17 protein-coding genes and 1 pseudogene are annotated in these 20,994 nt (G+C 65.4%); 12 read left to right on the plus strand and 6 right to left on the minus strand.

The features are described 5' to 3' along the window. The first annotated feature begins 57 nt into the window (after positions 1 to 57). A complete protein-coding gene (gene mnmH / locus KPG71_RS01940; protein ID WP_216336365.1) occupies positions 58 to 1,119 on the plus strand; it encodes a tRNA 2-selenouridine(34) synthase MnmH in 1,062 nt (353 codons plus the stop codon). Here mnmH and selD read toward each other — a convergent pair. After that, on the minus strand, positions 1,116 to 3,311 hold the full coding sequence (gene selD, locus KPG71_RS01945) for a selenide, water dikinase SelD (protein ID WP_216336367.1): 2,196 nt from the start codon (positions 3,309 to 3,311) through the stop codon (positions 1,116 to 1,118). The genes mnmH and selD overlap by 4 nt on opposite strands. A 75-nt stretch (positions 3,312 to 3,386) precedes the next feature. Continuing rightward, positions 3,387 to 3,917, minus strand: a complete 531-nt coding sequence (gene idi / locus KPG71_RS01950) for an isopentenyl-diphosphate Delta-isomerase (protein ID WP_216336369.1) — start codon at positions 3,915 to 3,917, stop codon at positions 3,387 to 3,389. A 225-nt stretch (positions 3,918 to 4,142) separates the two neighbouring features. Here idi and KPG71_RS01955 point away from each other — a divergent pair, with 225 nt between their 5' ends. The 7 genes and pseudogenes from KPG71_RS01955 (at position 4,143) to KPG71_RS01985 (ending at position 11,533) form a co-directional block, all read left to right on the plus strand. After that, positions 4,143 to 5,006, plus strand: a complete 864-nt coding sequence (locus tag KPG71_RS01955) for a LysR family transcriptional regulator (RefSeq protein ID WP_253196011.1) — start codon at positions 4,143 to 4,145, stop codon at positions 5,004 to 5,006. A 110-nt stretch (positions 5,007 to 5,116) separates the two neighbouring features. Beyond that, positions 5,117 to 6,568, plus strand: a complete 1,452-nt coding sequence (locus KPG71_RS01960; RefSeq protein WP_216336370.1) for an aldehyde dehydrogenase family protein — start codon at positions 5,117 to 5,119, stop codon at positions 6,566 to 6,568. 5 nt (positions 6,569 to 6,573) lie between these two features. Next, positions 6,574 to 7,557 (plus strand): membrane dipeptidase, encoded by a 984-nt coding sequence (locus KPG71_RS01965; protein WP_216336372.1) that lies wholly within the window; start codon positions 6,574 to 6,576, stop codon positions 7,555 to 7,557. 122 nt (positions 7,558 to 7,679) lie between these two features. Next, a pseudogene (locus KPG71_RS01970) lies at positions 7,680 to 8,111 on the plus strand (BCCT family transporter); the annotation flags it as partial. A 69-nt stretch (positions 8,112 to 8,180) separates the two neighbouring features. Further along, the gene (locus KPG71_RS01975; RefSeq protein WP_216336373.1) at positions 8,181 to 9,875 is read left to right on the plus strand and encodes a hypothetical protein; all 1,695 of its coding nucleotides are present in this window, start codon (positions 8,181 to 8,183) and stop codon (positions 9,873 to 9,875) included. Further along, positions 9,872 to 10,528, plus strand: a complete 657-nt coding sequence (locus KPG71_RS01980) for a DUF3726 domain-containing protein (protein ID WP_216336374.1) — start codon at positions 9,872 to 9,874, stop codon at positions 10,526 to 10,528. The genes KPG71_RS01975 and KPG71_RS01980 overlap by 4 nt, the downstream gene beginning before the upstream one ends. Before the next feature lie 147 nt (positions 10,529 to 10,675). Beyond that, on the plus strand, positions 10,676 to 11,533 hold the full coding sequence (locus tag KPG71_RS01985; protein WP_216336375.1) for a DUF2189 domain-containing protein: 858 nt from the start codon (positions 10,676 to 10,678) through the stop codon (positions 11,531 to 11,533). A 25-nt stretch (positions 11,534 to 11,558) separates the two neighbouring features. Here the strand turns inward: KPG71_RS01985 and KPG71_RS01990 are convergent, their stop codons facing one another. After that, the gene (locus tag KPG71_RS01990; RefSeq protein WP_216336376.1) at positions 11,559 to 12,530 is read right to left on the minus strand and encodes an MBL fold metallo-hydrolase; all 972 of its coding nucleotides are present in this window, start codon (positions 12,528 to 12,530) and stop codon (positions 11,559 to 11,561) included. Between the two features lie 193 nt (positions 12,531 to 12,723). On the opposite strand from KPG71_RS01990, the gene KPG71_RS01995 reads away from it, so the two are divergent. Continuing rightward, positions 12,724 to 13,794 carry a phosphatase PAP2 family protein gene (locus KPG71_RS01995; RefSeq protein ID WP_216336377.1) on the plus strand — a complete coding sequence of 357 codons (1,071 nt, stop codon included), beginning with the start codon at positions 12,724 to 12,726 and terminating at the stop codon, positions 13,792 to 13,794. A 2-nt stretch (positions 13,795 to 13,796) separates the two neighbouring features. Here KPG71_RS01995 and KPG71_RS02000 read toward each other — a convergent pair whose 3' ends face one another. Beyond that, on the minus strand, positions 13,797 to 14,384 hold the full coding sequence (locus KPG71_RS02000; RefSeq protein WP_216336378.1) for a riboflavin synthase: 588 nt from the start codon (positions 14,382 to 14,384) through the stop codon (positions 13,797 to 13,799). A 150-nt stretch (positions 14,385 to 14,534) separates the two neighbouring features. Here KPG71_RS02000 and KPG71_RS02005 point away from each other — a divergent pair, with 150 nt between their 5' ends. From KPG71_RS02005 to KPG71_RS02015, 3 genes are all read left to right on the plus strand, one after another. Then, positions 14,535 to 15,818: a capsule biosynthesis protein gene (locus KPG71_RS02005; RefSeq protein ID WP_216336379.1), complete on the plus strand. Its 1,284-nt coding sequence runs from the start codon at positions 14,535 to 14,537 to the stop codon at positions 15,816 to 15,818. Positions 15,819 to 15,916: 98 nt separating this feature from the next. Further along, on the plus strand, positions 15,917 to 17,065 hold the full coding sequence (locus KPG71_RS02010; RefSeq protein WP_216336381.1) for a polysaccharide biosynthesis/export family protein: 1,149 nt from the start codon (positions 15,917 to 15,919) through the stop codon (positions 17,063 to 17,065). Further along, positions 17,065 to 19,110 carry a capsular polysaccharide biosynthesis protein gene (locus tag KPG71_RS02015; RefSeq protein WP_216336383.1) on the plus strand — a complete coding sequence of 682 codons (2,046 nt, stop codon included), beginning with the start codon at positions 17,065 to 17,067 and terminating at the stop codon, positions 19,108 to 19,110. The genes KPG71_RS02010 and KPG71_RS02015 overlap by 1 nt, the downstream gene beginning before the upstream one ends. A gap of 10 nt (positions 19,111 to 19,120) precedes the next feature. Here KPG71_RS02015 and KPG71_RS02020 read toward each other — a convergent pair whose 3' ends face one another. Then, positions 19,121 to 20,443: a TRAP transporter large permease gene (locus KPG71_RS02020; RefSeq protein ID WP_216336386.1), complete on the minus strand. Its 1,323-nt coding sequence runs from the start codon at positions 20,441 to 20,443 to the stop codon at positions 19,121 to 19,123. Continuing rightward, positions 20,436 to 20,924, minus strand: coding sequence for a TRAP transporter small permease (locus KPG71_RS02025; protein ID WP_216336388.1), 489 nt, complete (start codon positions 20,922 to 20,924; stop codon positions 20,436 to 20,438). The genes KPG71_RS02020 and KPG71_RS02025 overlap by 8 nt, the downstream gene beginning before the upstream one ends. Positions 20,925 to 20,994 lie beyond the last annotated feature (70 nt).

A 20,994-nucleotide genomic window follows, 5' to 3' on the forward strand; every position in this document is an offset into this window, starting at 1 on the left:
TGCCGCCCGCACCTTTGACGCTGGCACTCGCTGCCCGGATCGCCTAGATGCAATGACATGAAATTGACCCTGTCCGATCTGGGCGATCTGGCCAATCTGCCCGCCGACACCGTGATCGACGCCCGCTCCCCGTCGGAGTACGCCGAGGACCACCTTCCCGGTGCGATCAACCTGCCCTCGCTCAGCGACGCCGAGCGGGCCGAGGTCGGCACGATCTACGTTCAGCAAGACCGTTTCCTGGCGCGCAAGATCGGCGCGGCCCATGTCGCGCGCAACGTGGCGGCCCATCTGGAAGGGCCATTGGCCGACAAACCCGGCGGCTGGCGGCCTCTGGTCTATTGCTGGCGCGGCGGGCAGCGCTCGGGCGCCTTCGCCACGATCCTGTCGCAGGTCGGCTGGCGGGTGCGGCTGCTGGACGGCGGATACCAGTCCTACCGCCGGCTCGTCGCACGGCTCTTGCACGACACGCCACTCGCGCTGCGTCCCGTGCTGCTCGATGGCAATACCGGCACCGCCAAAACCCGCCTTCTGGCGCTGCTGGCGGATCGCGGCTGGCAGGTGATCGACCTCGAAGGGTTGGCCAATCACCGTGGCTCGGCCCTCGGGGCACAGGACGGCGGACAGCCCTCGCAAAAACTGTTCGAAGGGCGGCTGGCACAGGTCGTCGCCCGGCTCGACCCGGCCCGTCCTGTGGTGATCGAGGCCGAATCCAGCAAGGTGGGCGAACGCATCCTGCCCCCGTCCCTGTGGAAAGCCATGTGCGCCGCCCCCGTGGTCGAAGTCACGGCCCCCCTGCCCGAACGCGCCCGCTATCTGGCGCGCGCCTATGCCGACATCGCCGGTGACACGGCCCAACTGTTGCATCAGCTTGACCTTTTGCGCCCGCTACGCGGCCACAAACAGGTGGATGAGTGGCACACGATGGCCGAACAGGGCGAGTTGACCGCTCTGGCCGCCAGCCTTGTCGAATTGCATTACGACCCCGGTTATGAGCGCGCGCGCAAACGCGCCGCCTTCACCCCGCCGGACCGTGTGACACTGGAGCAACTAGACGACGAGGGCCTGCAAAGCGCTCTGCCCCGGCTCGAGGCCGCACTGACCCGCGCCGCCACGTCCTAAACCAGCGTCAGACCCGGCGGCCCATCTGTCACGCAGCCAATCCGCACCGCCGCGATGCCCTCGTCCCGCAATGCCGACAGGGCGGCATCCACATCTTCCGGCGCCACTGCCGCCAAAAGCCCCCCGGCGGTTTGCGGATCGAACAGCGCCTCGTATTCCGGCGCTCCCCGATCTCCGCCCGCCCCCATCAACGCTTCGGCATAGGCCGCATTCGCCGCGTGCAAGGACGATCTCTGCCCGTCCGCCAACAATGCCCCGGCGCCCTCCAGTAACGGCACATCCGCCAGCACCAGTTCCGCCCCGCACTCACTGGCCTTGCAGATCGCCAGCACATGCCCCGCCAACCCGAACCCGGTGACATCGGTCATCGCATGCGCTCGGCCCAAAGCGCGGGCATCCGGCGCAAGAGTGCGATCCATCGCGCGCAACGCCCCCATCACCACGTCGCCATCGGCCCGTCCCCCCATCTCGGCGGCCAGAATGACGCCGGTGCCGATGGGTTTCGTGAGGATCAGAACATCGCCGGGCCGCGCGCCCGCCACGCCAATCGGTGCCCCCTCGCACAGGCCCGTCACGGTAAACCCCAGCGTCATCTCGGCCCCTTGCGTGGTGTGCCCGCCGATGATCGTGGCGCCCGCCCCGGCCATGACCTGCCCCGCCGCCTCCATGATCTCGGCCAAGGTGCGGCGTTGCAGGCGCTCGGACATGCGCGGCAGCACGATATTGACCAACGCCGCCTGCGGCTCTGCCCCCATCGCCCAGACATCGCCCAACGCATGGTTCGCCGCGATCCGGGCCATGCGCCACGGATCGAGGATGAAACCACGCAAATGATCCGTGCTCAGCACCTGGCGCTGCCCGCCCATGTCCAGAACCCCGGCATCATCCCCCGGCAGGCTGATCACGTCGGGGCGCGCCACATGCGGCAGGCCGTCCAGCAGATCGCTCAGCGCCCCCGGCCCCACCTTGGCCCCGCACCCGCCACAGATCACCGGATGATCCAAGACTTCGGCGCGCACGCCCTCGGCCACCTTGGCAGGCAACTCAGGCGCGGGCATCGCAGGCAAGCTGCGGAATTTTTCCATGAACCGCTGGTCGATCCAGTCCTTCCAGCGCCACATACCCGGCAGGCGCAGCCCGACCCCGCCCTTGTCGGCCACGGCCTGCTTGCCCCCCAGTGACACCAGTTTCAGGAAATCGCGCTGCGGGCGATAGGCGCGCGCAGCCCCGCCCGTCAGCCCCGCACACAGGTTGTCATACAGCACCGGCGCGGCGCGCACCGCATAAACCCCCGCCTTGGGCCGAGGCGCATGGGTCAGATGCGCGCAATCCCCGGCGGCGAAAATGTTTGGGTCATCCACCACGCGCAATGTTTCATCGACCTTGATGAACCCATCCTGTAACGGCAGGCCGGTCTGCGCCAGCCAGCCCCAGGGCCGCGCGCCCGCCGCGCCCACGACCAACCCGGCCCCGATCAGGCCACCATCCGCCAGCACGACGCCCTGCGCTGTCACCTCGCTGGGGCTCACGCCCTCGCGCAACTCGATCCCGGCATCGGCCATTGCCCGGCTCAGCGCCTTGCGCGTCCCGCCTGCCGTGCCTTGCAGGCCCTCGGCGGCGTCCAGAACCACGACCTCGGGGGCCTTGTCCGCAACCTGCGCCAGCCGATGATGCATCGCCAACGCCAGTTCCACACCGGCCACTCCGGCCCCGATCACCACCACCCGCGGCACGGCACGCCCCTGCGCCACCTCTTCCACGAACCCGGCCCAACGACCGGCGAACGGCCCCAGCGGCTTGGCCGCGATGCCGTATTCCGAAAATCCCGGCAGGTCCGCCATGTCCGAGGTGATGCCGATGTCGATCGACAACAGGTCATAGGCGATCTCGCCCCGTCCCTCGACCGTGACGCGCTGCGCCGCCCGGTCCAGCCCCACCGCGCGCCCCTGCACCAACCGCGCCCCGGCAAACCGCGCCAGACGCAGCAGGTCGATATCCAGCGCCTCGCGCGGGTAATGTCCGGCCACATATCCCGGCAACATGCCGGTATAGGGCGCGCGCGGGTTCGGATCGATCAATGTCAGCCGCGCACCGGGCAACGGTGCCATGCCCCAACGCCGCAACACCAGCGCATGAGCATGTCCGCCACCGATGAACACCACATCGCGGGTCAGGGGAATACGGCTATCCATGCCGCTGTCTTACCCCCTCGCCCGGCGCAGAGCCAGACAGACACACCCGAAAGTGAAAGCCAACCCCGCACACCATCAGGCGAAAATCTGCCCCGCATGTCGATCCAGATAAATCCGCAACCACGGGGTAAAACGGTCGGGGGCTTCGGCGATACGCCGGCGCAGGTCGTCCAGCGTGACCCACCCGGTCTCCATCACCTCGTCCGGGTTCGGCTGGCAGGCGATCCGCTTCTCCACCCGAGCGGTGAAGATATCGACCAGTTCATGCTCGACCAGTCCGCCGCCGACATCGGCGCGATACTCCACCTGATCGCGATAGGTCAGGCTCAGCCCCTCGATGCCCAGTTCCTGTTGCAGACGCCGATGCGCGCAGGCTTCCGGCGTTTCGTCCCAATGCGGATGGGTGCAACAGGTGTTCGCCCACAAGCCCGGCGTGTGATACTTGCCCAACGCCCGGCGCTGGATCAGCAACGCCTCCCCGCACAACACGAAAACCGACACCGCCTTGTGCCGCAACCCGCGCCGATGGGTGTCCAGCTTGCCCACCGGGGTCAGCACGCCCGCCTCCCAGGCCGGGATCATATCGGTATCGTTGGGCCGTTGCATGGTTGGGGTCTCGATCCTGCCGTGTCATATCCTGCCGATTGCGGGGGCTTTTAATACGCCCTGCCCGCCAAGACCAGCGCCGCAAACACGCTGCGCTTTCCGGCAAACCCGCCAGTCAGGCACCTCGAAAAAGATAGACTATGGTGCCCTCTTGGCGTACTTCAATATCAAGGCATATCCGACCGCAAAAGTTAAAGGGTTCTGAAACTGGCGATTAAACTGGAAATGTTGCGCTGCTTCCGTGCCGTGGCGGAGCAAGGAAGCCTTGCCGATGCGGCCGAGATTCTGGGCCGCACACCATCGGCTGTATCAATGATGCTGCGCCAGTTCGAAGATCATGTCGGCGCGCCCCTGTTCGAAAGCACCCGTAAATCCCGCCTGACCCCGTTGGGCGAACTGATCCACGCCGAGGCGCGGCGCGAACTGGTGCATTTTGACCGTACCGTCGCCGCGATCACCGGTATGGCGCGGGCCGAACTGGGCCATGTCAGGCTGGCCGTCACGCCCTCGGTGGCGCAGGTCATCATGCCTCCGATCCTGCGCGATTACATGGCCACGCATCCCGGTGTGAATGTCGACCTGCGCGACGGGGATTCGGCCACCATCCAACGCGATCTGACCGCCGAACGCGCCGATATCGCCCTGGCCACACTCGGCCCGATCCCCGGTTTCACCCGGCACCTGATCCTGACCGACCGGTTCGGCGTGGTCTGCCGGGCCGATCACCCGCTGGCGCGCGACTGGTCCGATCTGGGATGGAGCGATCTTGCGGATGTGGACTTTATCGCCAATGGGTTATGCGATCATATCCGCGACGAAAGCTTTACCCCGATCCGCAATGGCGCGCGACTGAACGTCGCCAACACGGCCTCGCTCCTCAGCCTCGTGCGCGCCGGGGTCGGCGTGACACTGCTTCCCGAACTTGCCGTTCAGCCCGGCCAGGACGATCTGTGCTTCCTGCCGCTGATCGACAGCAGCGCAAGGCGCGAAATCTGGATGCTGACCCCACCGGACGAGATGATGACTCCCGCCGCACGGGCGCTGGTTTCCGCGATCCGTTCGGCCGATCTGCGCGATCCACAATCATAAATTCAATTTGACTGAAGTATAATTCAGAACATTGCGTTTGCCTGAAATGGCATCCCGTGGCCTTCTGTCGTGCATCAAGCTTGAACCGCGACTCAGCACGGGGCGACACCATGACCGACACAAAATTGAACTACATTGCCGGCGACTGGATCGCAGGCGGCAGCGAAATCGAAAACCGCAACCCCTCCGACCTCGGCGACCTGATCGGTCGCTTCGCGCAGGCCACCCCGGATCAGCTCGACACCGCGCTCGACGCCGCCAGCGCCGCCCAGGCCGAATGGGCCCGGTACGGGATGGAACGCAAGCAGGCCGTGCTGATGAACATCGGCACCGAGTTGATGGCCCGCGCCGAAGAGCTCGGGACATTGCTGAGCCGCGAAGAGGGCAAGCCCTTCGCCGAGGGCAAGGGCGAAGTCTACCGCGCCGGGCAGTTCTTTACCTACTACGCCCATGAATGCCTGCGCCAACTGGGCGAAAACGCCGATTCCGTGCGCCCCGATATCGAAGTCGACGTGCGCCGCGAACCCGTGGGCACCGTGGCCGTGATCAGCCCGTGGAACTTTCCCACCGCCACCGCAAGCTGGAAAATCGCGCCCGCGCTGGCCTATGGCAACGCCGTGATCTGGAAACCCGCCAACCTGACACCCGCCTCCGCCGTGGCCCTGACCGAGATCATCGCCCGTCAGGACATCCCCAAGGGCCTTTTCCAACTGGTGATGGGGGCGGGCCGCGACGTGGGGCAGCGCCTTGTCGAAAGCCCCAGGGTGGATGCCATTTCCTTCACCGGCTCGGTCCCGGTCGGCAAGGGCATCGCCGCCGCCGCCATCCAGAACCTGACAAGGGTGCAAATGGAAATGGGCTCGAAAAACGCGCTCGCCGTGATGGACGATGCCGATCTCGACCTGGCCGTGACCCTGGCGCTTGGCGGCGCATTCGGCGGAACGGGTCAGAAATGCACCGCCTCGTCGCGCCTGATCGTTCACGACACCGTCCACGACGCCTTTGTCGAAAAGCTCGTGGCGGGCGCGCAGGCGATGAAGGTCGGCCATGCGCTGGCCGAGGGCACCCAGATGGGCCCGGTGGTCAGCGAACAGCAGCTTCGCGAAAACCTCGACTATGTCGAACTGGGCAAATCCGAAGGCGCCGAACTGGCCTGTGGCGGCGTCCGCCTGAACATGGGCACCGAAGGCTATTACATGTCCCCCGGCGTGTTCCTGACCACCACCAACGCCATGCGCATCAACCGCGAGGAAATGTTCGCGCCGCTGGCCGCCGTCATCAGGGTCGGCAGCTATGACGAGGCGCTGGCCACGGTCAACGACACCAATTTCGGCCTGACCTCCGGGATCGTCACGCGCGACCTCGCCCGCGCCACCCATTTCCGCCGCAACGCGCGGACAGGAGTCGTCACCGTCAACCTGCCCACGGCGGGCACCGATTACCACGTCCCCTTCGGCGGGCGCGGCGACAGTTCCTACGGGCCGCGCGAACAGGGCATTCACGCCCGCGACTTCTACACCACGGTGAAAACCGCCTACATCGCCGCCGGACGGCCGGAGTAATCGACATGACCTACCGCATCGATTGCCTGCAATACGCCAACTGGTCCGAAAAGATCTTCCGCCAGATGCGCGAGGGGGGCGTCGATGCGGTGCATGTCACCATCGCCTATCACGAGACCTTTCGCGAAACCGTCTTCAACATCGAGAAATGGAACCGCTGGTTCGAACAATACCCCGACCTGATCTTTCACGGGGAATGGGCCAGCGACGTGGCCCGCGCCCGCGAAACCGGGCGTACCGCGATCTTCTTCGGCTTCCAGAATCCCAGCCCGATAGAAGACGATATCGGCCTTGTCGAAGTGCTCCACAAACTCGGCGCACGCTTCATGCAACTGAGCTACAACAACCAGTCCCTGCTGGCCACGGGCTGTTACGAGGCCGAAGACCCCGGCATCACCCGCATGGGCCGTCAGGTGATCCGGGAAATGAACCGTGTGGGCCTTGTGGTCGACATGAGCCACTCCGCCGACCGCTCGACCATCGAAGCGGCGGATATTTCCGAACGCCCCATCGCCGTCACCCATGCCAACCTGCATTCCTGGCAACCCGCCCTGCGCAACAAGCGCGACGACGTGATCCGCGCCGTGGTGGAAAACGGCGGCATGATGGGCTTTTCGCTCTACCCCCACCACCTCAAGGGCAAGAGCGACTGCACCCTGCAATCCTTCTGCGAGATGGTCGCCACCGCCGCCGAACGCTTCGGCGCGGATCATTTCGGTATCGGCTCGGACCTCTGCCAGGATCACCCCGACAGTATCGTCGAATGGATGCGCACGGGCCGCTGGAGCAAGGATATCGACTATGGCGAAGGCTCGGCCAGCGCGCCGGGTTTCCCGCCCCAGCCCGCATGGTTCCGCGACAACCGCGATTTCGGGAACATTGAACAGGGCCTGCGCCGCGTCGGCTTCAGCGACACCGAGGTCGCCGGGCTGATGGGCGACAACTGGCACCGTTTCTTTGCAGAAAACTTCACCCCGGCCAACGCGTAGCTGGACAGCTGAGGGCCACCGCGCCCTTTCGGGATATGCGCAGGGAGGGAAGAATGTCCGACATGCCCCAAACCGATGCCACCGCCGCCAAGGGCGACTTGCATCACATCAACAAACCCCTCTTTGCCATCAGCGGCGGCACCGGAGTGAATTTCGAGTTGACCAACCCCGGCTCGGTCTCGGCGGCCTTCGAGGGCTTCAACCTGCCCGCCGCACTTCTGGCCATCACCCAGCAACTGCCGATTGGCTTTCTGGTGTCGGTGCTGTTCCTGATCCTGACCACAGTTTTCGTCGCCACGACGGGCGACTCGATGACCTACGTGATCTCGGTCGCCATGTCGAACGAAGACCTGCCCGCCCTGCCCATCCGCCTGTTCTGGGGCGTGGCCATGGGCGTCATGGCGCTGATCCTGATCTACACCGGCTCGGGTGGGGTGGGCAAACTGCAAAGCTTCATCGTCGTCACCGCCGTGCCGGTGTCGCTGGTGCTTCTGCCGTCGCTCTGGGATGCGCTGCGCATCACGCTGGCCAAAGGCCGCGAGGCCAAGAACTGACATCAGGTTCGGGGCGGCCTTTGCGGGCCGCCCCGTTTTGTTTCAAACTGAGAGGATGGGAGGAGCCCGATGGAGCAGACCCAAAGCAAAACGATCCCGCCGCGCGACCCCAATGTGGTGATGACGCTGGCCCGCCTCGGCTCGTTCCATCAATCCCGCCTCAGCTTCATGCGTATCCTCCTGCGCCGGATGGAGGCCGAACAATGGACCTTCGAGCGCCCCGTTTTCGACATCGACGCGCAGGGCGTGGGCCGTGCCGTCTATACCGCCCACGGCCCCGAGCGCAGCTATTCCCTGGTGGCTTTCGCCAACGACCTGCCCCCCGAAAAACGCTCGGACCGGGTGATCGCCACCGAATGGGACGCCACGTTCACCCTGTTCGACGGCATCCCCACCCCCGCCGATCTGGACCGCCTGCAAGATAACGTGCCAAAGCAGGAGGCGGGCCGCGTCACTGACTCCGAGCTTTCGCTCAGCCGCGCCAACCGCTCCGTGCGGCTGTGGGACGACGTGGTCGGCAAACTGGCGGCAGGCGAACAGCCTGATCGAGCCACCGTCGAGAAGGTGGGCTACCTGATGCGCACCACCGCCGTTTACGGCTCGGGCAAGTTCGGCGCGGCGGATCGCGAAGACACCGCCGAACGCCCGGAATTTCAGGCCCCCTTCCAGATCGAGATGCTGTCGGTCTACCTGACGCGCGCCTTCGTGATGGATCTCGTCGAACACATGGCCCGGATGCGCGCCCCGGACACCGCCGTTCCGCTCGATCCCGACCTGCGCCGCCGCTTCGGCATCGGCAATTCCACCGGCCTCGGCATGGCCCCCTTCCTGCTGACGCACCCGGCGCTTCTCAACAACTGGATCGCCGCGCGCGAAGAGGCCCTTGCGCGCATCCGCTCGCTGCCCGATGCGCATATGTCCGAGGTCGATATCTTCCGCAACTTCGCCCTGCGCGCCCGCCTGCACATGCAGGACTGGTATTCGGAACATCCCGTTCAGATCGCCAGGATCGACGCCCTGCGCAGGGACACCGCCAGGCTTCTGGCCCATCTCGATTCCGCCGAGCTCAGCGCCGATCATCCGTGGAACCGCCTCTGGCTCTGGGCCGAGGACGCGCTGTCGCTCGAAGGGCAGGAGCTGCTGGCCTCCTTGCTGATGGAGCCCTATCCCCATCTGGTCGACGGCCTGTCCGCCTGCATGGCGGCGGACGAAGCCGCCACCTGGCGCATCGACGGGGCCATGAGCACCGACCGCCTGCGCACCCTGACCCAAAACATCTACCGCTGGGCGCTCGACACCGACTGGACGGTCCCCGAAGCGCAGGCGCGCGTCTGGTATACCTCCGAGGAAAAGCTGGAGCCCCGCCTCGGCGACCGGCACACAGACCCCGTCGAACCCTACGAACAACCGCTCTGCCCCGGTCGCGATGCCGCGCGCATGTATGGCGACCTGACAGCCACCGGCGAAACCACCGTCGCGGGTTTCCTGATGCGTCACCCCGAACACCGCCATATCGTGCGCCGCGCCCAGATCGCCGACCGCCTGCCCTATGCCGAAATCCGCGACAACACCATCGCCGCGACGGTTCTGCCCATCGACATGCTGCGCATGAAGCTCGCCTTTTTCGGGGCCAGCCACTTCGATCCCCGCTCGGATCGCTGGGTGCGCATCAACATGTACCAGCACGCGCCGTTTCCACACGAGTTGGGCGCGCGCTCGGGCGACGACTGGGCCTATCCCTTCCTGACGGGAGCCGCGTCATGACCTGGTCTCTGAACGAAATCGAAACCCTGTCCCGCAAGGCCGCCCGTGGCGCGGGCCTCAGTTGGGGACTGGCCGAAGAGGCCGGCAAGGCCACCCGCTGGCTCAGCGCCGCCGGGCTGCCGGGGCCGCAGGTGCTCGCCGAGCTGCTGATCCGTAACGACGGCACGGATTACGATACGCTCTGCCCGCTTGAACACAGCGAGGGGCACTGGACCGCCAAAGAGGGCACGCTCTGCCCGCTGATCTCGGGCGCGGCGCTTTGCGACAGCGCGGCGCGGCTTGCCTCGGGCGACGATCTGCACCTGGGCCGCACCGCCTGCCCGGTATTGCTGCTGCCCTATCTCGCCGCCGCCGTCGGCATGACCGGGACGCGCCTGACCGTGACATGGAGCGATGTCAGCATCACGCTGGACGCCGATACGCATATCGGCCCGCACGACCCCGAAGCGCTGAACGCTGTCGTGGTCGATGCCGTGCACATCGCCCGCGCCGAAACCAACGAACTGACGGCACCGCTGACACCGGGCAACCGTGGCGAGATGCCCGCCGAAACCGCCCGGCAACTCACCGCCTTCGCCCGGCGCACCTATGCACCCGCCACCTCGGAAGGCCGCCTGTCCGGGGCGGGCGCGGGCCTCACCGACAACGACTGACCCGAACGCGCAGTCCCGAAATCGTGAACCCGTTCCGCGAGCAGGCGTGTTATCCTCATGCCTGCGCGGGTCTTCCGCCGCTGCCCAAGTCCCGCCATTTGCCCGGCCCGAGCCATTGCTCGACCGGCCAGAAACAGGAGGGACCAAATGGTCAGGACAATCGGAAATCCACTGTCATGGGCCGCCCAGGGCCTTTCCAATGCCGGCCACGCCGTGGGCGATGCGACATCCGCACTGGGAAGCGAAATCATCGAACCGCCCGAGGTGCGCCAGATCACCCGCGACGACCTGCGCGAGGCGCTGCGCAAGGGCTATGCCGATTTCGCCCGCTTCCGCAGCGACGTGATGTTTCTCGTGCTGATCTATCCCGTGATCGGCATCTGCCTCGCCGTTCTGGCCTTCCATCAGGCCCTACTGCCGATGCTGTTCCCGCTCGGCGCGGGTTTCCTGCTGCTTGGGCCCATCGCCGCCATCGGCCTTTACGAAATGAGCCGCCAGGGCGAGCAGCGCGAGGATGTCGGCTGGACGGCGGCGCTCTCGGTGCTTCGGGCGCGCAATATCGGCCCGGTCTTCGTGATGGGGGTCTACCTGCTGGGGCTGTTCCTGCTGTGGATGCTTGCGGCAGTACAGATTTACAACTGGACACTCGGCCCCGGTGCCCCCGCCAGCGCCACCGATTTCGCAATCGAGGTGCTCACCACCGGCCCCGGCTGGCTGATGATCGGGCTCGGCATGGGCGTGGGCTTCGTCTTTGCCGCGCTGGTGCTGGTCGCCAGCCTGACCACCCTACCCATGCTCATCGACCAGCGCGTCGGCCTGCCTGTCGCCGTCATGACCTCGGTCGCGGTCATGCGCAGGAACCCCGCCACCGTGGCCACCTGGGGGTTGATCGTGGCCACCCTCATGCTCTTGGGAACGCTGCCGTTTTTCCTTGGGCTGATCGTCGTGCTGCCAGTTCTGGGGCACGCCACATGGTATCTCTACCGCGCGGCGGTGCCCCGCTGATCCGGCCCCGCACCGGGCCTCGCGCTCAGGTTTCGAACTGCCAGAGCGCGGGGATGAACCGATACACATCCCCGTCGCGCTGCACATGGCCCACGCCGGGAAACGGGAAGTGATAGCCCAGAATGGCGATCCCGTCCTCGGCGGCCATGTCCAGCAGCCGCTTGCGGGTCGCCACCGTCTGATCGCCATCGGCATCGAACCCGTTATACCACTCGGGATGGGCAAAGTTCGTATAGGCGTGGCTCATGGAATCGCCCAGCGCGATCAATGATTTGTCGCCACTGTCCACCCGCAGGCTCATGTGCCCCGGCGTGTGTCCCGGCGTGTCGATCATGGTCAGGCCCGGCACCACCTCGTGACCGTCCTGCACCAGCGTCCATTCCGCACCGTCCACGTTGATCGAATTGACCGCCCCCAGCACGAATTGCTGGTCTTCGGCGGGAACGCGATCCACCAGCCCGTCCTGCATCCAGTAGCCATGTTCGGCCTCACCGAGCAGATATTCGGCATCGGGGATGATCGCCTCGTCGAAATCGTCGCGAATGCCCCAGACATGATCGGGATGGGCATGGGTGATCACCACATGGGTGATCCCGTAGGGGTCGATTCCGGCGGCATCCAGGTTGTTCATCAGCCGCCCCGTGGTTTCCATGAACCGGTTGCCCGAGCCGACATCGACCAGCACCTTCGCATCGCCGATCTCGACATACAGATGGTTGGTATGCGAATAGCCCAGTTCGGGCGACAGGAAATGCCGCTTCAGAAACGCCTGCACCTCGGCAGGATCGGCATTCACCCCAAGGCCGCTGGCCGGCAGGCGGAAAAAGCCGTCCGACACGATGGTGATGCGCGCATCCCCCACCGAAAAACGGAAATGCGACGGATTCTCGCCCTGCGGCACGCCCAGTTCCGCCCGCACGGCAGCCGGCATTGCAAAAGCGGGCGCCGCGGCGGCCATCTTCAGAAGATCGCGGCGCGTCGGTTTCAGCACAGTCATGAATAGCCTCCCTTGGTTTCCCCCCAAGGATAGGGCGCGCTGACATTTACGCAATACGTTTCGTGAATATGATCGCTACAGAAATCCCGTGCCAAACGCCCCTTAATCGCCAGAATTGCGTCCTACCCACGCCCAGAACCCCCTTGATGCTGCCCACAAGTGATCTACCGCGCGAGACAGGAAGTCCCGGACCATGAGTGCAACGAGTTTCTACAACGATCAGGCCCGGACACCCCGGCGTTTCAGCCGCAACCGCCTGTTGTATCTGATCGTCAGCCTGTACATTCTCGTCGTCAGCGCAATCGGCCTCATGGTGGGACAACCCCTGTTCACCCAGACGATGACGGGCCTTCTGACGATGGGCCTGACCCTCGCGCCCACCTTCCTGCTGGTCCTCTATATCTGGCATTTTTTCAACCTTGCCGTCATCGTTCGCCCCGAGCGCCCCATTCAGCGTTTCTTCGGCGACATGCGCGCAGGCGTGCTCGATGGCGACAAGATTCTGAACGGCACCCTTGCCCTGATCGCGATGGTGTTCTTTTTCAGCACCTTCAATTTCGCCAAGGACAAGATAACCTATTTCCAGCCCTTCGTCTGGGACAGCTATTTCGCCGATCTCGACCGCATCCTGCATTTCGGCCGGGCCCCGCATGAATGGCTTTACCCGCTGTTCGGCACACCGCTGGCCACCACGGCCCTGAACGCCGCCTATCATTTCTGGTTTTTCCTGATGTATTTCCTGGTGTTCATGGCCTGCTATGACCGCCGCTCGCGCGCCCAGAGCACCGCGTTCCTGTTCGCCGTGGTGATCTGCTTCGTCTTCGGGGGCAACATTCTGGCCACCCTCCTGTCCTCGGCGGGGCCGGTCTATTATCAGGAAATGGGGTTCGGGACGGATTACGTGCCCCTGATGGACATGCTCTACCGCTTCAACGAAATCAGCCCCGTCTGGGCCCTGCACGTACAGGAAATGCTGCTCGAAGCGCATCACATGGGCGGCGCGATCAAGGGAATCTCGGCCATGCCCAGCATGCATGTGGCCACGACCGTGGTCATGACATGCTACCTGTTCACATGGCGCCGCTGGGCCGGCTGGCTGATGGTGGGCTTTACCACGATCATCATGATCGGGTCGGTTCACCTTGCATGGCATTACGCGGTGGACGGGTATCTGGCCATCCCTGTCGCGCTGGTGTCATGGTGGCTGGGCCAGAAACTGACCCGCCTCGTGACCGTCACGCCCGAACCCGGCGAAACCGCCTGATCCTACAGCGTTTCCTGCAACCGCGCGACATAGCGCGCCAGCGTGTCGATCTCGAGATTCACCCGATCCCCCACCGCAACACCGCCCCAAGTGGTGGCCTCCTTGGTGTGCGGGATGAAGTTGATCCCGAAATCGCACCCGTCCACCTCGTTCACCGTCAGCGATGTGCCGTTCAGCGCGACCGATCCCTTGGGCGCGATGAACCGCGCCAGCGTCTTGGGCGCGCACAGGGTCACGCGGGTGCTGTCGCCCTCGTCGCGAATGGCCACCACCTCGGCCACACCGTCGACATGGCCCGACACGATATGCCCGCCCAGCTCGTCGCCCACCTTCAGCGCGCGCTCAAGATTGATGCGGCGCTCTTCGGCCCAGACATCGAGGTTGGTTTTCGAAACGGTCTCGGCGCTGATATCCACGTCGAACCAGTCCGCGCCCTTGTCCACCACCGTCAGACACACCCCGTCGCAGGCAATCGAGGCCCCGATCTCGACACTGTCCATGTCATAGGCGGTGCCGATCCGCGCCCGCAGATCGCCGCGCTTGTCCAACCGGCGCACGCGCCCGACATCGGTGATGATCCCTGTGAACATGGCTGACCTCCGGTTGCTCCCTGTCCGAGTTAGCCCCGCCGCGCCCCCGTGACAAGGTATCGCCACGCCCCGGACGGGACTTATTTTTGCCGGGAATATGCGCTAACGGTAAGCAACGGGTAACGGTTTGACGCGTAAGGTGCGATTTCAATGACAGGCAGCGGGCGGACATTTCTGTTTCTGCAAGGGCCGCACGGGCCCTTTTTCCATCGGCTCGGGCAGATGCTCACGCGCGCCGGGGCCACCGTCTGGCGCGTGGGTTTCAACGCCGGGGACCGGGTGTTCTGGCCCGACCGGCGCAGCTATGTCGCCTTTCAGGACACACCACAAAACTGGCCCGCCACCTTCACCCGGCTGCTGGCCGACAAGGGCGTCACCGACCTCGTGCTGTACGGCGATACCCGACCCATCCACGCACAGGCCGTGGAAATCGCCCGCAACGCGGGCCTGCGCATCCATGTCTACGAGGAAGGGTATCTGCGCCCCTACTGGGTCACCTATGAACGGGGCGGCTCGAACGGGCATTCGCGCCTGATGGACATGACCGTGCCGGACATGCGCGAGGCGCTGGAAAACTCCGACATGGACACCGCCCTGCCCCCGGCCAGTTGGGGCGACATGCGCCAGCACGTCTTTTACGGCGCGCTCTATCACGGCTTCGTCCTGCTGCCGAACCGCCGCTACCGCAATTTCCGCCCCCACCGCGCCCTCGGCGTCGGCAAGGAATTCCAGCTTTACCTGCGCCGCCTGCTGCTGATGCCCGCACAGGCCATCGAACGGCGTCTCGCCACCCTGCGCGTGCGTCATGGCGGGTTTCCCTATCACCTCGCGCTGCTGCAACTGGAACACGACTCCTCGTTTCAGGCGCATTCACCCTTTTCCACGATGACCGAATTCCTCGAATGCGTGATCGAAGGCTTCGCCGCCGGTGCGCCGCCGCATCACCACCTCGTGGTCAAGGCCCACCCGCTCGAAGACGGGCGCGCCCCCATCCGGCGCGAGCTGCGCCGCCTGTCGCGCGCCCACGGCGTGCCCGACCGGGTGCATTACGTGCGCGGGGGCAAGCTGGCGCAACTGCTCGATGAGGCGCGCAGCGCCGTCACCGTCAATTCCACCGCCGGTCAGCAGGTGCTGTGGCGCGGCATCCCCCTGCGCACCTTCGGGGCCGCGGTCTATGCCAAGCCCGAATTCGTCTCGCAAAAGCCCCTGCCCGAATTCTTCGCCGGGGCCGAACGCCCCGACCGGCGCGCCTATACCGATTACCGCCGCTTCCTTCTGGAAACCAGCCAGGTCGCGGGCGGGTTCTACTCGGGGCGCGGGCGGCGGCAATTGCTGCGTCAGGCCGTCGACATGATGCTGGCCGACGAAGACCCCTACGATGCCCTGCGTTCGGGCACCGCGGCACCACGGCAACAGTTGCACATCGTGAACTGATCGCCCCTGCGCGAACCGCTGGATTTTTCGACCGGATTCCGTTAGGTTGCGGAAAAAATACCGAGGCAGAACAATAACAGGTCGAGGAGACCGAAGCAGTGAAACCCCAAAACAGCGGATGGGCCAAACCCATCGCAGCATTTGTCGTTGTATCCCTGGTTGCGTCCTGTGGGGTATTGCCGCGCGTCGGCCCGAACAAACGTGAAATCTATGCCGGTTCCGTACAACGCGAGGGCGATGCCTTTGTCGTCACCGTGAACGACCGCGTCACGCGCGCCACGGCCGTGCAACCGGCGCTCGGCTTTTCCGAAACCTTCCGCAATGCCGGGCGTCTCGGATCGGACACCATCCGCCCCGGCGACGTGCTGGGGCTGACCATCTGGGAAAACGTGGATGACGGCCTGCTGGCCGGGGAAACCGCCAATCAGACCGTTCTGCAAGAGGTGCAGGTCGATGGCTCGGGCTTCATCTTCGTCCCCTATGCCGGGCGCATCCGCGCCGCCGGCAACACGCCCGACGGTATCCGCCGGATCATCACCTCCAAGCTCGACGAACAAACCCCCGATCCGCAGGTCGAGGTCCGCCGCCTCGCTGGGGATGGCGCGACGGTTTCCATCGTCGGCTCCGTGAGCGGTCAGGGCGTCTATCCGATCGAACGGCCCACCCGCACGCTGTCGGCCATGCTGGCCGCCGCCGGGGGCATCGCAATCGAACCCGAAATCGCCCTGATCACCGTGATCCGCGGCGACCAGCGCAGCAAGGTCTGGTTCCAGGACCTGTACGAAGACCCCTCCTTCGATATCGCCCTGCGCGGCGGCGACCGCATCCTTGTCGAACAGGATACGCGCGCCTTCACCACGCTTGGCGCCACCGGCGCACAGGCCCGCGTTCCGTTCAAGACCCAGACCCTCAGCGCGGTCGAGGCCCTGGCCCAGGTCGGCGGCCTCAACCCCAACGCCTCGGACCCCACGGGCGTTTTCGTGATGCGCAACGAACCGGATGTCATCGCCAATCAGGTGCTGGGCCGCAACGATCTTCAGGGCGCGCAACGCATGGTCTATGTGCTGGACCTGACCAAGCCCAACGGCATGTTCATGGCGCGTGACTTCGCGATCCGCGACGGCGACACGATCTACGTGACCGAAGCCCCCTTCGCCCAATGGAGCAAGGTGATCTCGGCCCTGACCGGCACGCTTGGCGCGGTCAGTTCCGTCGCCACCTCGGCCGACGCCTTCAGCGGCAATTGATGCAGGCGCCTACCGCGCCCGACCTCGCCGCAGAGCCCACCGGCCCGCGGCGGGTTTTCTATTTCAACGCCGGGTTCCTGCGCCAGCGCCGCCTGCGCCGCATCCTGCAACTGGCCGGGTACGACCTGCGCCTTGGCCGCCCCGGCGCGGACGACCTGATCGCCGTCTGGGGCCACAGCCCCTATGCCCATCGCGGCGAAACCATGGCCGAACGCAGCGGCGCCAGCCTGATCCGGCTCGAGGATGCCTTCCTGCGCTCGCTCCACCCCGGCCGCAGCGGAGAGCCCCCACTGGGCCTGTTGATCGACCACAGCGGCGTGCATTTCGACAGCTCCACCCCCTCCGATCTCGAAACCCTGCTGGCCACCCATCCGCTGGACGACACCCCCCTGATGGAGCGCGCCCGCGCCGCCATCGCCCGCCTGCAAGAGGCACATCTAAGCAAATACAACGCCTTCGATCCGGCCACGCCCTGCCCCGATCCGGGCTATGTTCTGGTGATCGACCAGACGCGCGGCGATGCCTCGGTCACCCACGGCGCGGCGGATGCCAACAGCTTCCGTGAGATGCTGTATTACGCGCAAGAGGAAAACCCCGGCGCACGCATCCTGATCAAGACCCACCCTGAAACCGTGGCGGGCCACAGGCAGAGCTATTTCACCGCCGACGACGAAACCGACCGGATCACGCTGTTTTCCGATCCGGTCAGCCCCTGGGCGCTGCTCGGCGGCGCGGTCGGGGTCTATACCGTCAGTTCGCAACTGGGGTTCGAGGCGATCTTTGCCGGGCACCGCCCCCGCGTCTTCGGACAGCCTTTCTATGCGGGCTGGGGCCTGAGCGAGGATCGCAATCCCAAACCCCTGCCGCGCCGGGGCCGCCAACTCAGCCGCGCACAACTCTTCGCCGCCGCGATGATCCTCTATCCCACATGGTACGATCCCTACCGGGACAGGCTGTGCCAGATCGAACAGGTCATCGACACGCTCACCGCCCAAAGCCGCGCCTGGCGCGAGGATCGCACCGGCTGGATCGCCTCGGGCATGCGCCTGTGGAAACGCAAACCGCTGCAAGGGTTCTTCGGCCAGTCCGGCAAACTCGTGTGTTTTCGCGCCACACCGCAATCGGCAAACGAACTGGCCGCCCGCACCGGCCGCCGCCGCATGATCTGGGCCAGCCATGCCACACCGGACGACGACGCCACCCGTGTCGAAGACGGCTTTTTGCGGTCTCGCGGTCTGGGGGCCGATCTGGTGCCGCCACTGTCGCTGGTCTGCGACGATCTGGGCATCTACTACGATCCCACACGCCCCAGCCGGCTTGAACACCTGATCGCACAGCGCGCCACCCTGCGCCCCGATCAGCACGCCCGCGCCACGGCCCTGATCGCCACGCTGACCGGCGCGGGGCTCAGCAAATACAACCTTGGCGGCGCCACCCCCGCCCTGCCAGACGGCCACCGCATCCTTGTCCCCGGCCAGGTCGAGAACGACGCCTCGATCCGCCTCGGCGCGGGCGAGATCGCGACCAACCTTGCGCTTCTGCAAAAGGTGCGCGCCGAACATCCCGGCGCCGTGATCCTCTACAAGCCCCACCCCGATGTCGAAGCCGGACTGCGCCCCGGCGCGGTCCCGCCGGAGGACCTGCACGGGCTGGCCGACATGGTGCTGTCCGGCACCGATCCCGCGCTCCTGTTCGGCGAGGTGCAGGAGGTCTGGACCATGACCTCGCTCATGGGGTTCGAGGCGCTGTTGCGTGGGCTGCCCGTCACCACCACCGGCGCACCCTTCTATGCGGGCTGGGGCCTCACACGCGATCTGGGGCAGGTTCCGGCCCGCCGTGCCGCACGGCCCTCCCTGGCCGGTCTGGTCCATGCCACGCTGATCGACTACCCGCGCTACCGCGATCCGCTCACCGGACAGCCCTGCCCGGTCGAGATCGTCGCCGACCGTCTGGCCCAGGGCCCCCTGCCCCGGCGCGGCCTCGCAAACCGGGCCTTGTCGAAACTTCAGGGGGTTTTCGCCAGCCAGTCCTGGCTCTGGCGCTGAGGTCGCCCCCTCACTGCGGCTGCCCCAGCAGAACCAATGACAGCTGCGGATAAAGCCCGATCACCGCCAGCCCCAGCAAGCACACCACCAGAAACGGCAAGGCACCGCGCGCCACCTTTTCGATGGACATGCGCGTCACGTTCGCCGCGACATAGAGATTGATGCCCACCGGCGGCGTGATCAGCCCGATGGCAAGGTTCACCATCACCAGCACCCCGAACCAGACAGGGTCCCAGCCCAGTTCCCGCACCACCGGCAGGAAGATCGGCAGGGAAATGAACATCACCGTCACCGCATCCATGAACATGCCCGCGACAAGCAGGATCAGCATGATCACCAGAAGGATCACCATCTCGTTCCCGCTCAGCCCCAGCAGCGCGCCGGAATAGGTGCCAATCAGGTCTTCGACCGTCACCACCCAGCCGAACAGGCTGGCATAGGCCACGACCAGCATCACCGTGGCCGAGGATGCCGCCGCGCCGGTCAGGCTGTCGTAAAGCCCCCGGATCGTCAGCGTGCCATAGGCCAGCCAGCCCACCGCCAGCGCATAGACCGTGGCCACCAGCGCCGCCTCGGTCGGGGTGAAAACGCCCGAATAGATACCGCCCAAAATCACCACCGGGGTCATCAGCCCCCAGAAACTGTCCTTGAACGAAATCCACAACCGAATCGGATAGGGTTTGTCGGCATGCGGCATCGGGAACATCGCATCCAGCGCCTCGGTCCCGCGCGCCTTGGCAAACGGCAGCGTCAGCAGCATCATCACGCCCATGAACAGGCCGGGCAGGATCGCCGCCAGAAACAGCTTGGAAATCGAGGTTTCGGCAATGACGCCATAGATCACCAGCCCGATCGACGGCGGGATCACGATGGACAGCGCCGCACCGGCACAGACAAGCCCCGCCGCATAGGCGCGCGAATACCCGTCCTCTTCCATGCCTTTGATGATCATCGGCCCGATGGCCGCAACCGAGGCCGGGCCCGAACCGCTGACCGCGCCCCAGAACAGACAGACAACCGTGCCCACAACCCCCATGCCGCCGGGCGTGCTGCCCACCAGCACCCGGAAGAACCGGATCATGCGCTCGGCGATCCCGAGCGACCCCATGAGCGTCCCGGCCAGGATGAAGAACGGAATCGCCAGAAGCGAGAATTTCGACACCCCGGTCGCGATCAGGTCGCCCGCCAGTTCCAGACCGAACCCGATCTGCCACATGGCATACATCGCCGACAGGCCCAGCGAAAAGGCCACCGGAACCCGAAGGGCGATCAGGATGAAAAACAGGATGATCATCTCGGTGCCCGCGGGCACGGACGGGAACAGGTCAAACATCGGGAATAACCTCATCGTCCGGCGCGCCGCGCATGACATCGACCGCATGTTCGAGATACCGGATCAGGATCAGCCCGAAACCGAACGGCACCGCGATCTGGTAATACCACGCCGGGATGCCCAACCCGTAAGAGCGCATGCCGTTGCTGATCAGGTTGGCCACGGACTGCCACGAAAACCACGCCGACAACGCCAGAAGGCCCAGCGACAGCACCAGGGACAGCAGAAAGACCACACGTTGCAGCACCGGCGGCAACAAATCGTGCACCAGCGTCACCGCCAGATGCTCGCCCCGCCGCGCAGCCACCGCAGCGCCGAACACCGTCAGCAACAAGAACCCGTTGGTCAGAAGTTCCTCGGTCACGGCCAGCGAATAATTCGTGCCGTACCGCACGACGACATTGGCAAACCCGAGAAAGGTCATGGACAGGAAAAGCACCGCACAGATGATCTTTTCCGCCTCGCGCAGAATGAAAGACATCACCCCTCCCGCCAATTGATTGATGCCGCGCAAAAAGACGCGCCCGGATGATCCGGGCGCGTTTGGTTCA

The sequence above is a fragment of the Roseovarius sp. PS-C2 genome (genome assembly GCF_018862045.1).
Lineage (GTDB): Bacteria > Pseudomonadota > Alphaproteobacteria > Rhodobacterales > Rhodobacteraceae > Roseovarius.

Excerpts from the sequence above, each read along its gene's own strand:
- KPG71_RS01955 (WP_253196011.1), top strand. The coding sequence starts at position 4,143 with ATGTTGCGCTGCTTCCGTGCCGTGGCGGAGCAAGGAAGCCTTGCCGAT.
- selD (WP_216336367.1), bottom strand. The coding sequence starts at position 3,311 with ATGGATAGCCGTATTCCCCTGACCCGCGATGTGGTGTTCATCGGTGGC.
- KPG71_RS01990 (WP_216336376.1), bottom strand. The coding sequence starts at position 12,530 with ATGACTGTGCTGAAACCGACGCGCCGCGATCTTCTGAAGATGGCCGCC.
- KPG71_RS01985 (WP_216336375.1), top strand. The coding sequence starts at position 10,676 with ATGGTCAGGACAATCGGAAATCCACTGTCATGGGCCGCCCAGGGCCTT.
- KPG71_RS01965 (WP_216336372.1), top strand. The coding sequence starts at position 6,574 with ATGACCTACCGCATCGATTGCCTGCAATACGCCAACTGGTCCGAAAAG.
- KPG71_RS01960 (WP_216336370.1), top strand. The coding sequence starts at position 5,117 with ATGACCGACACAAAATTGAACTACATTGCCGGCGACTGGATCGCAGGC.
- KPG71_RS02020 (WP_216336386.1), bottom strand. The coding sequence starts at position 20,443 with ATGTTTGACCTGTTCCCGTCCGTGCCCGCGGGCACCGAGATGATCATC.
- mnmH (WP_216336365.1), top strand. The coding sequence starts at position 58 with ATGAAATTGACCCTGTCCGATCTGGGCGATCTGGCCAATCTGCCCGCC.
- KPG71_RS02005 (WP_216336379.1), top strand. The coding sequence starts at position 14,535 with ATGACAGGCAGCGGGCGGACATTTCTGTTTCTGCAAGGGCCGCACGGG.
- KPG71_RS02025 (WP_216336388.1), bottom strand. The coding sequence starts at position 20,924 with ATGTCTTTCATTCTGCGCGAGGCGGAAAAGATCATCTGTGCGGTGCTT.
- idi (WP_216336369.1), bottom strand. The coding sequence starts at position 3,917 with ATGCAACGGCCCAACGATACCGATATGATCCCGGCCTGGGAGGCGGGC.
- KPG71_RS01975 (WP_216336373.1), top strand. The coding sequence starts at position 8,181 with ATGGAGCAGACCCAAAGCAAAACGATCCCGCCGCGCGACCCCAATGTG.
- KPG71_RS01980 (WP_216336374.1), top strand. The coding sequence starts at position 9,872 with ATGACCTGGTCTCTGAACGAAATCGAAACCCTGTCCCGCAAGGCCGCC.
- KPG71_RS01995 (WP_216336377.1), top strand. The coding sequence starts at position 12,724 with ATGAGTGCAACGAGTTTCTACAACGATCAGGCCCGGACACCCCGGCGT.
- KPG71_RS02000 (WP_216336378.1), bottom strand. The coding sequence starts at position 14,384 with ATGTTCACAGGGATCATCACCGATGTCGGGCGCGTGCGCCGGTTGGAC.
- KPG71_RS02015 (WP_216336383.1), top strand. The coding sequence starts at position 17,065 with ATGCAGGCGCCTACCGCGCCCGACCTCGCCGCAGAGCCCACCGGCCCG.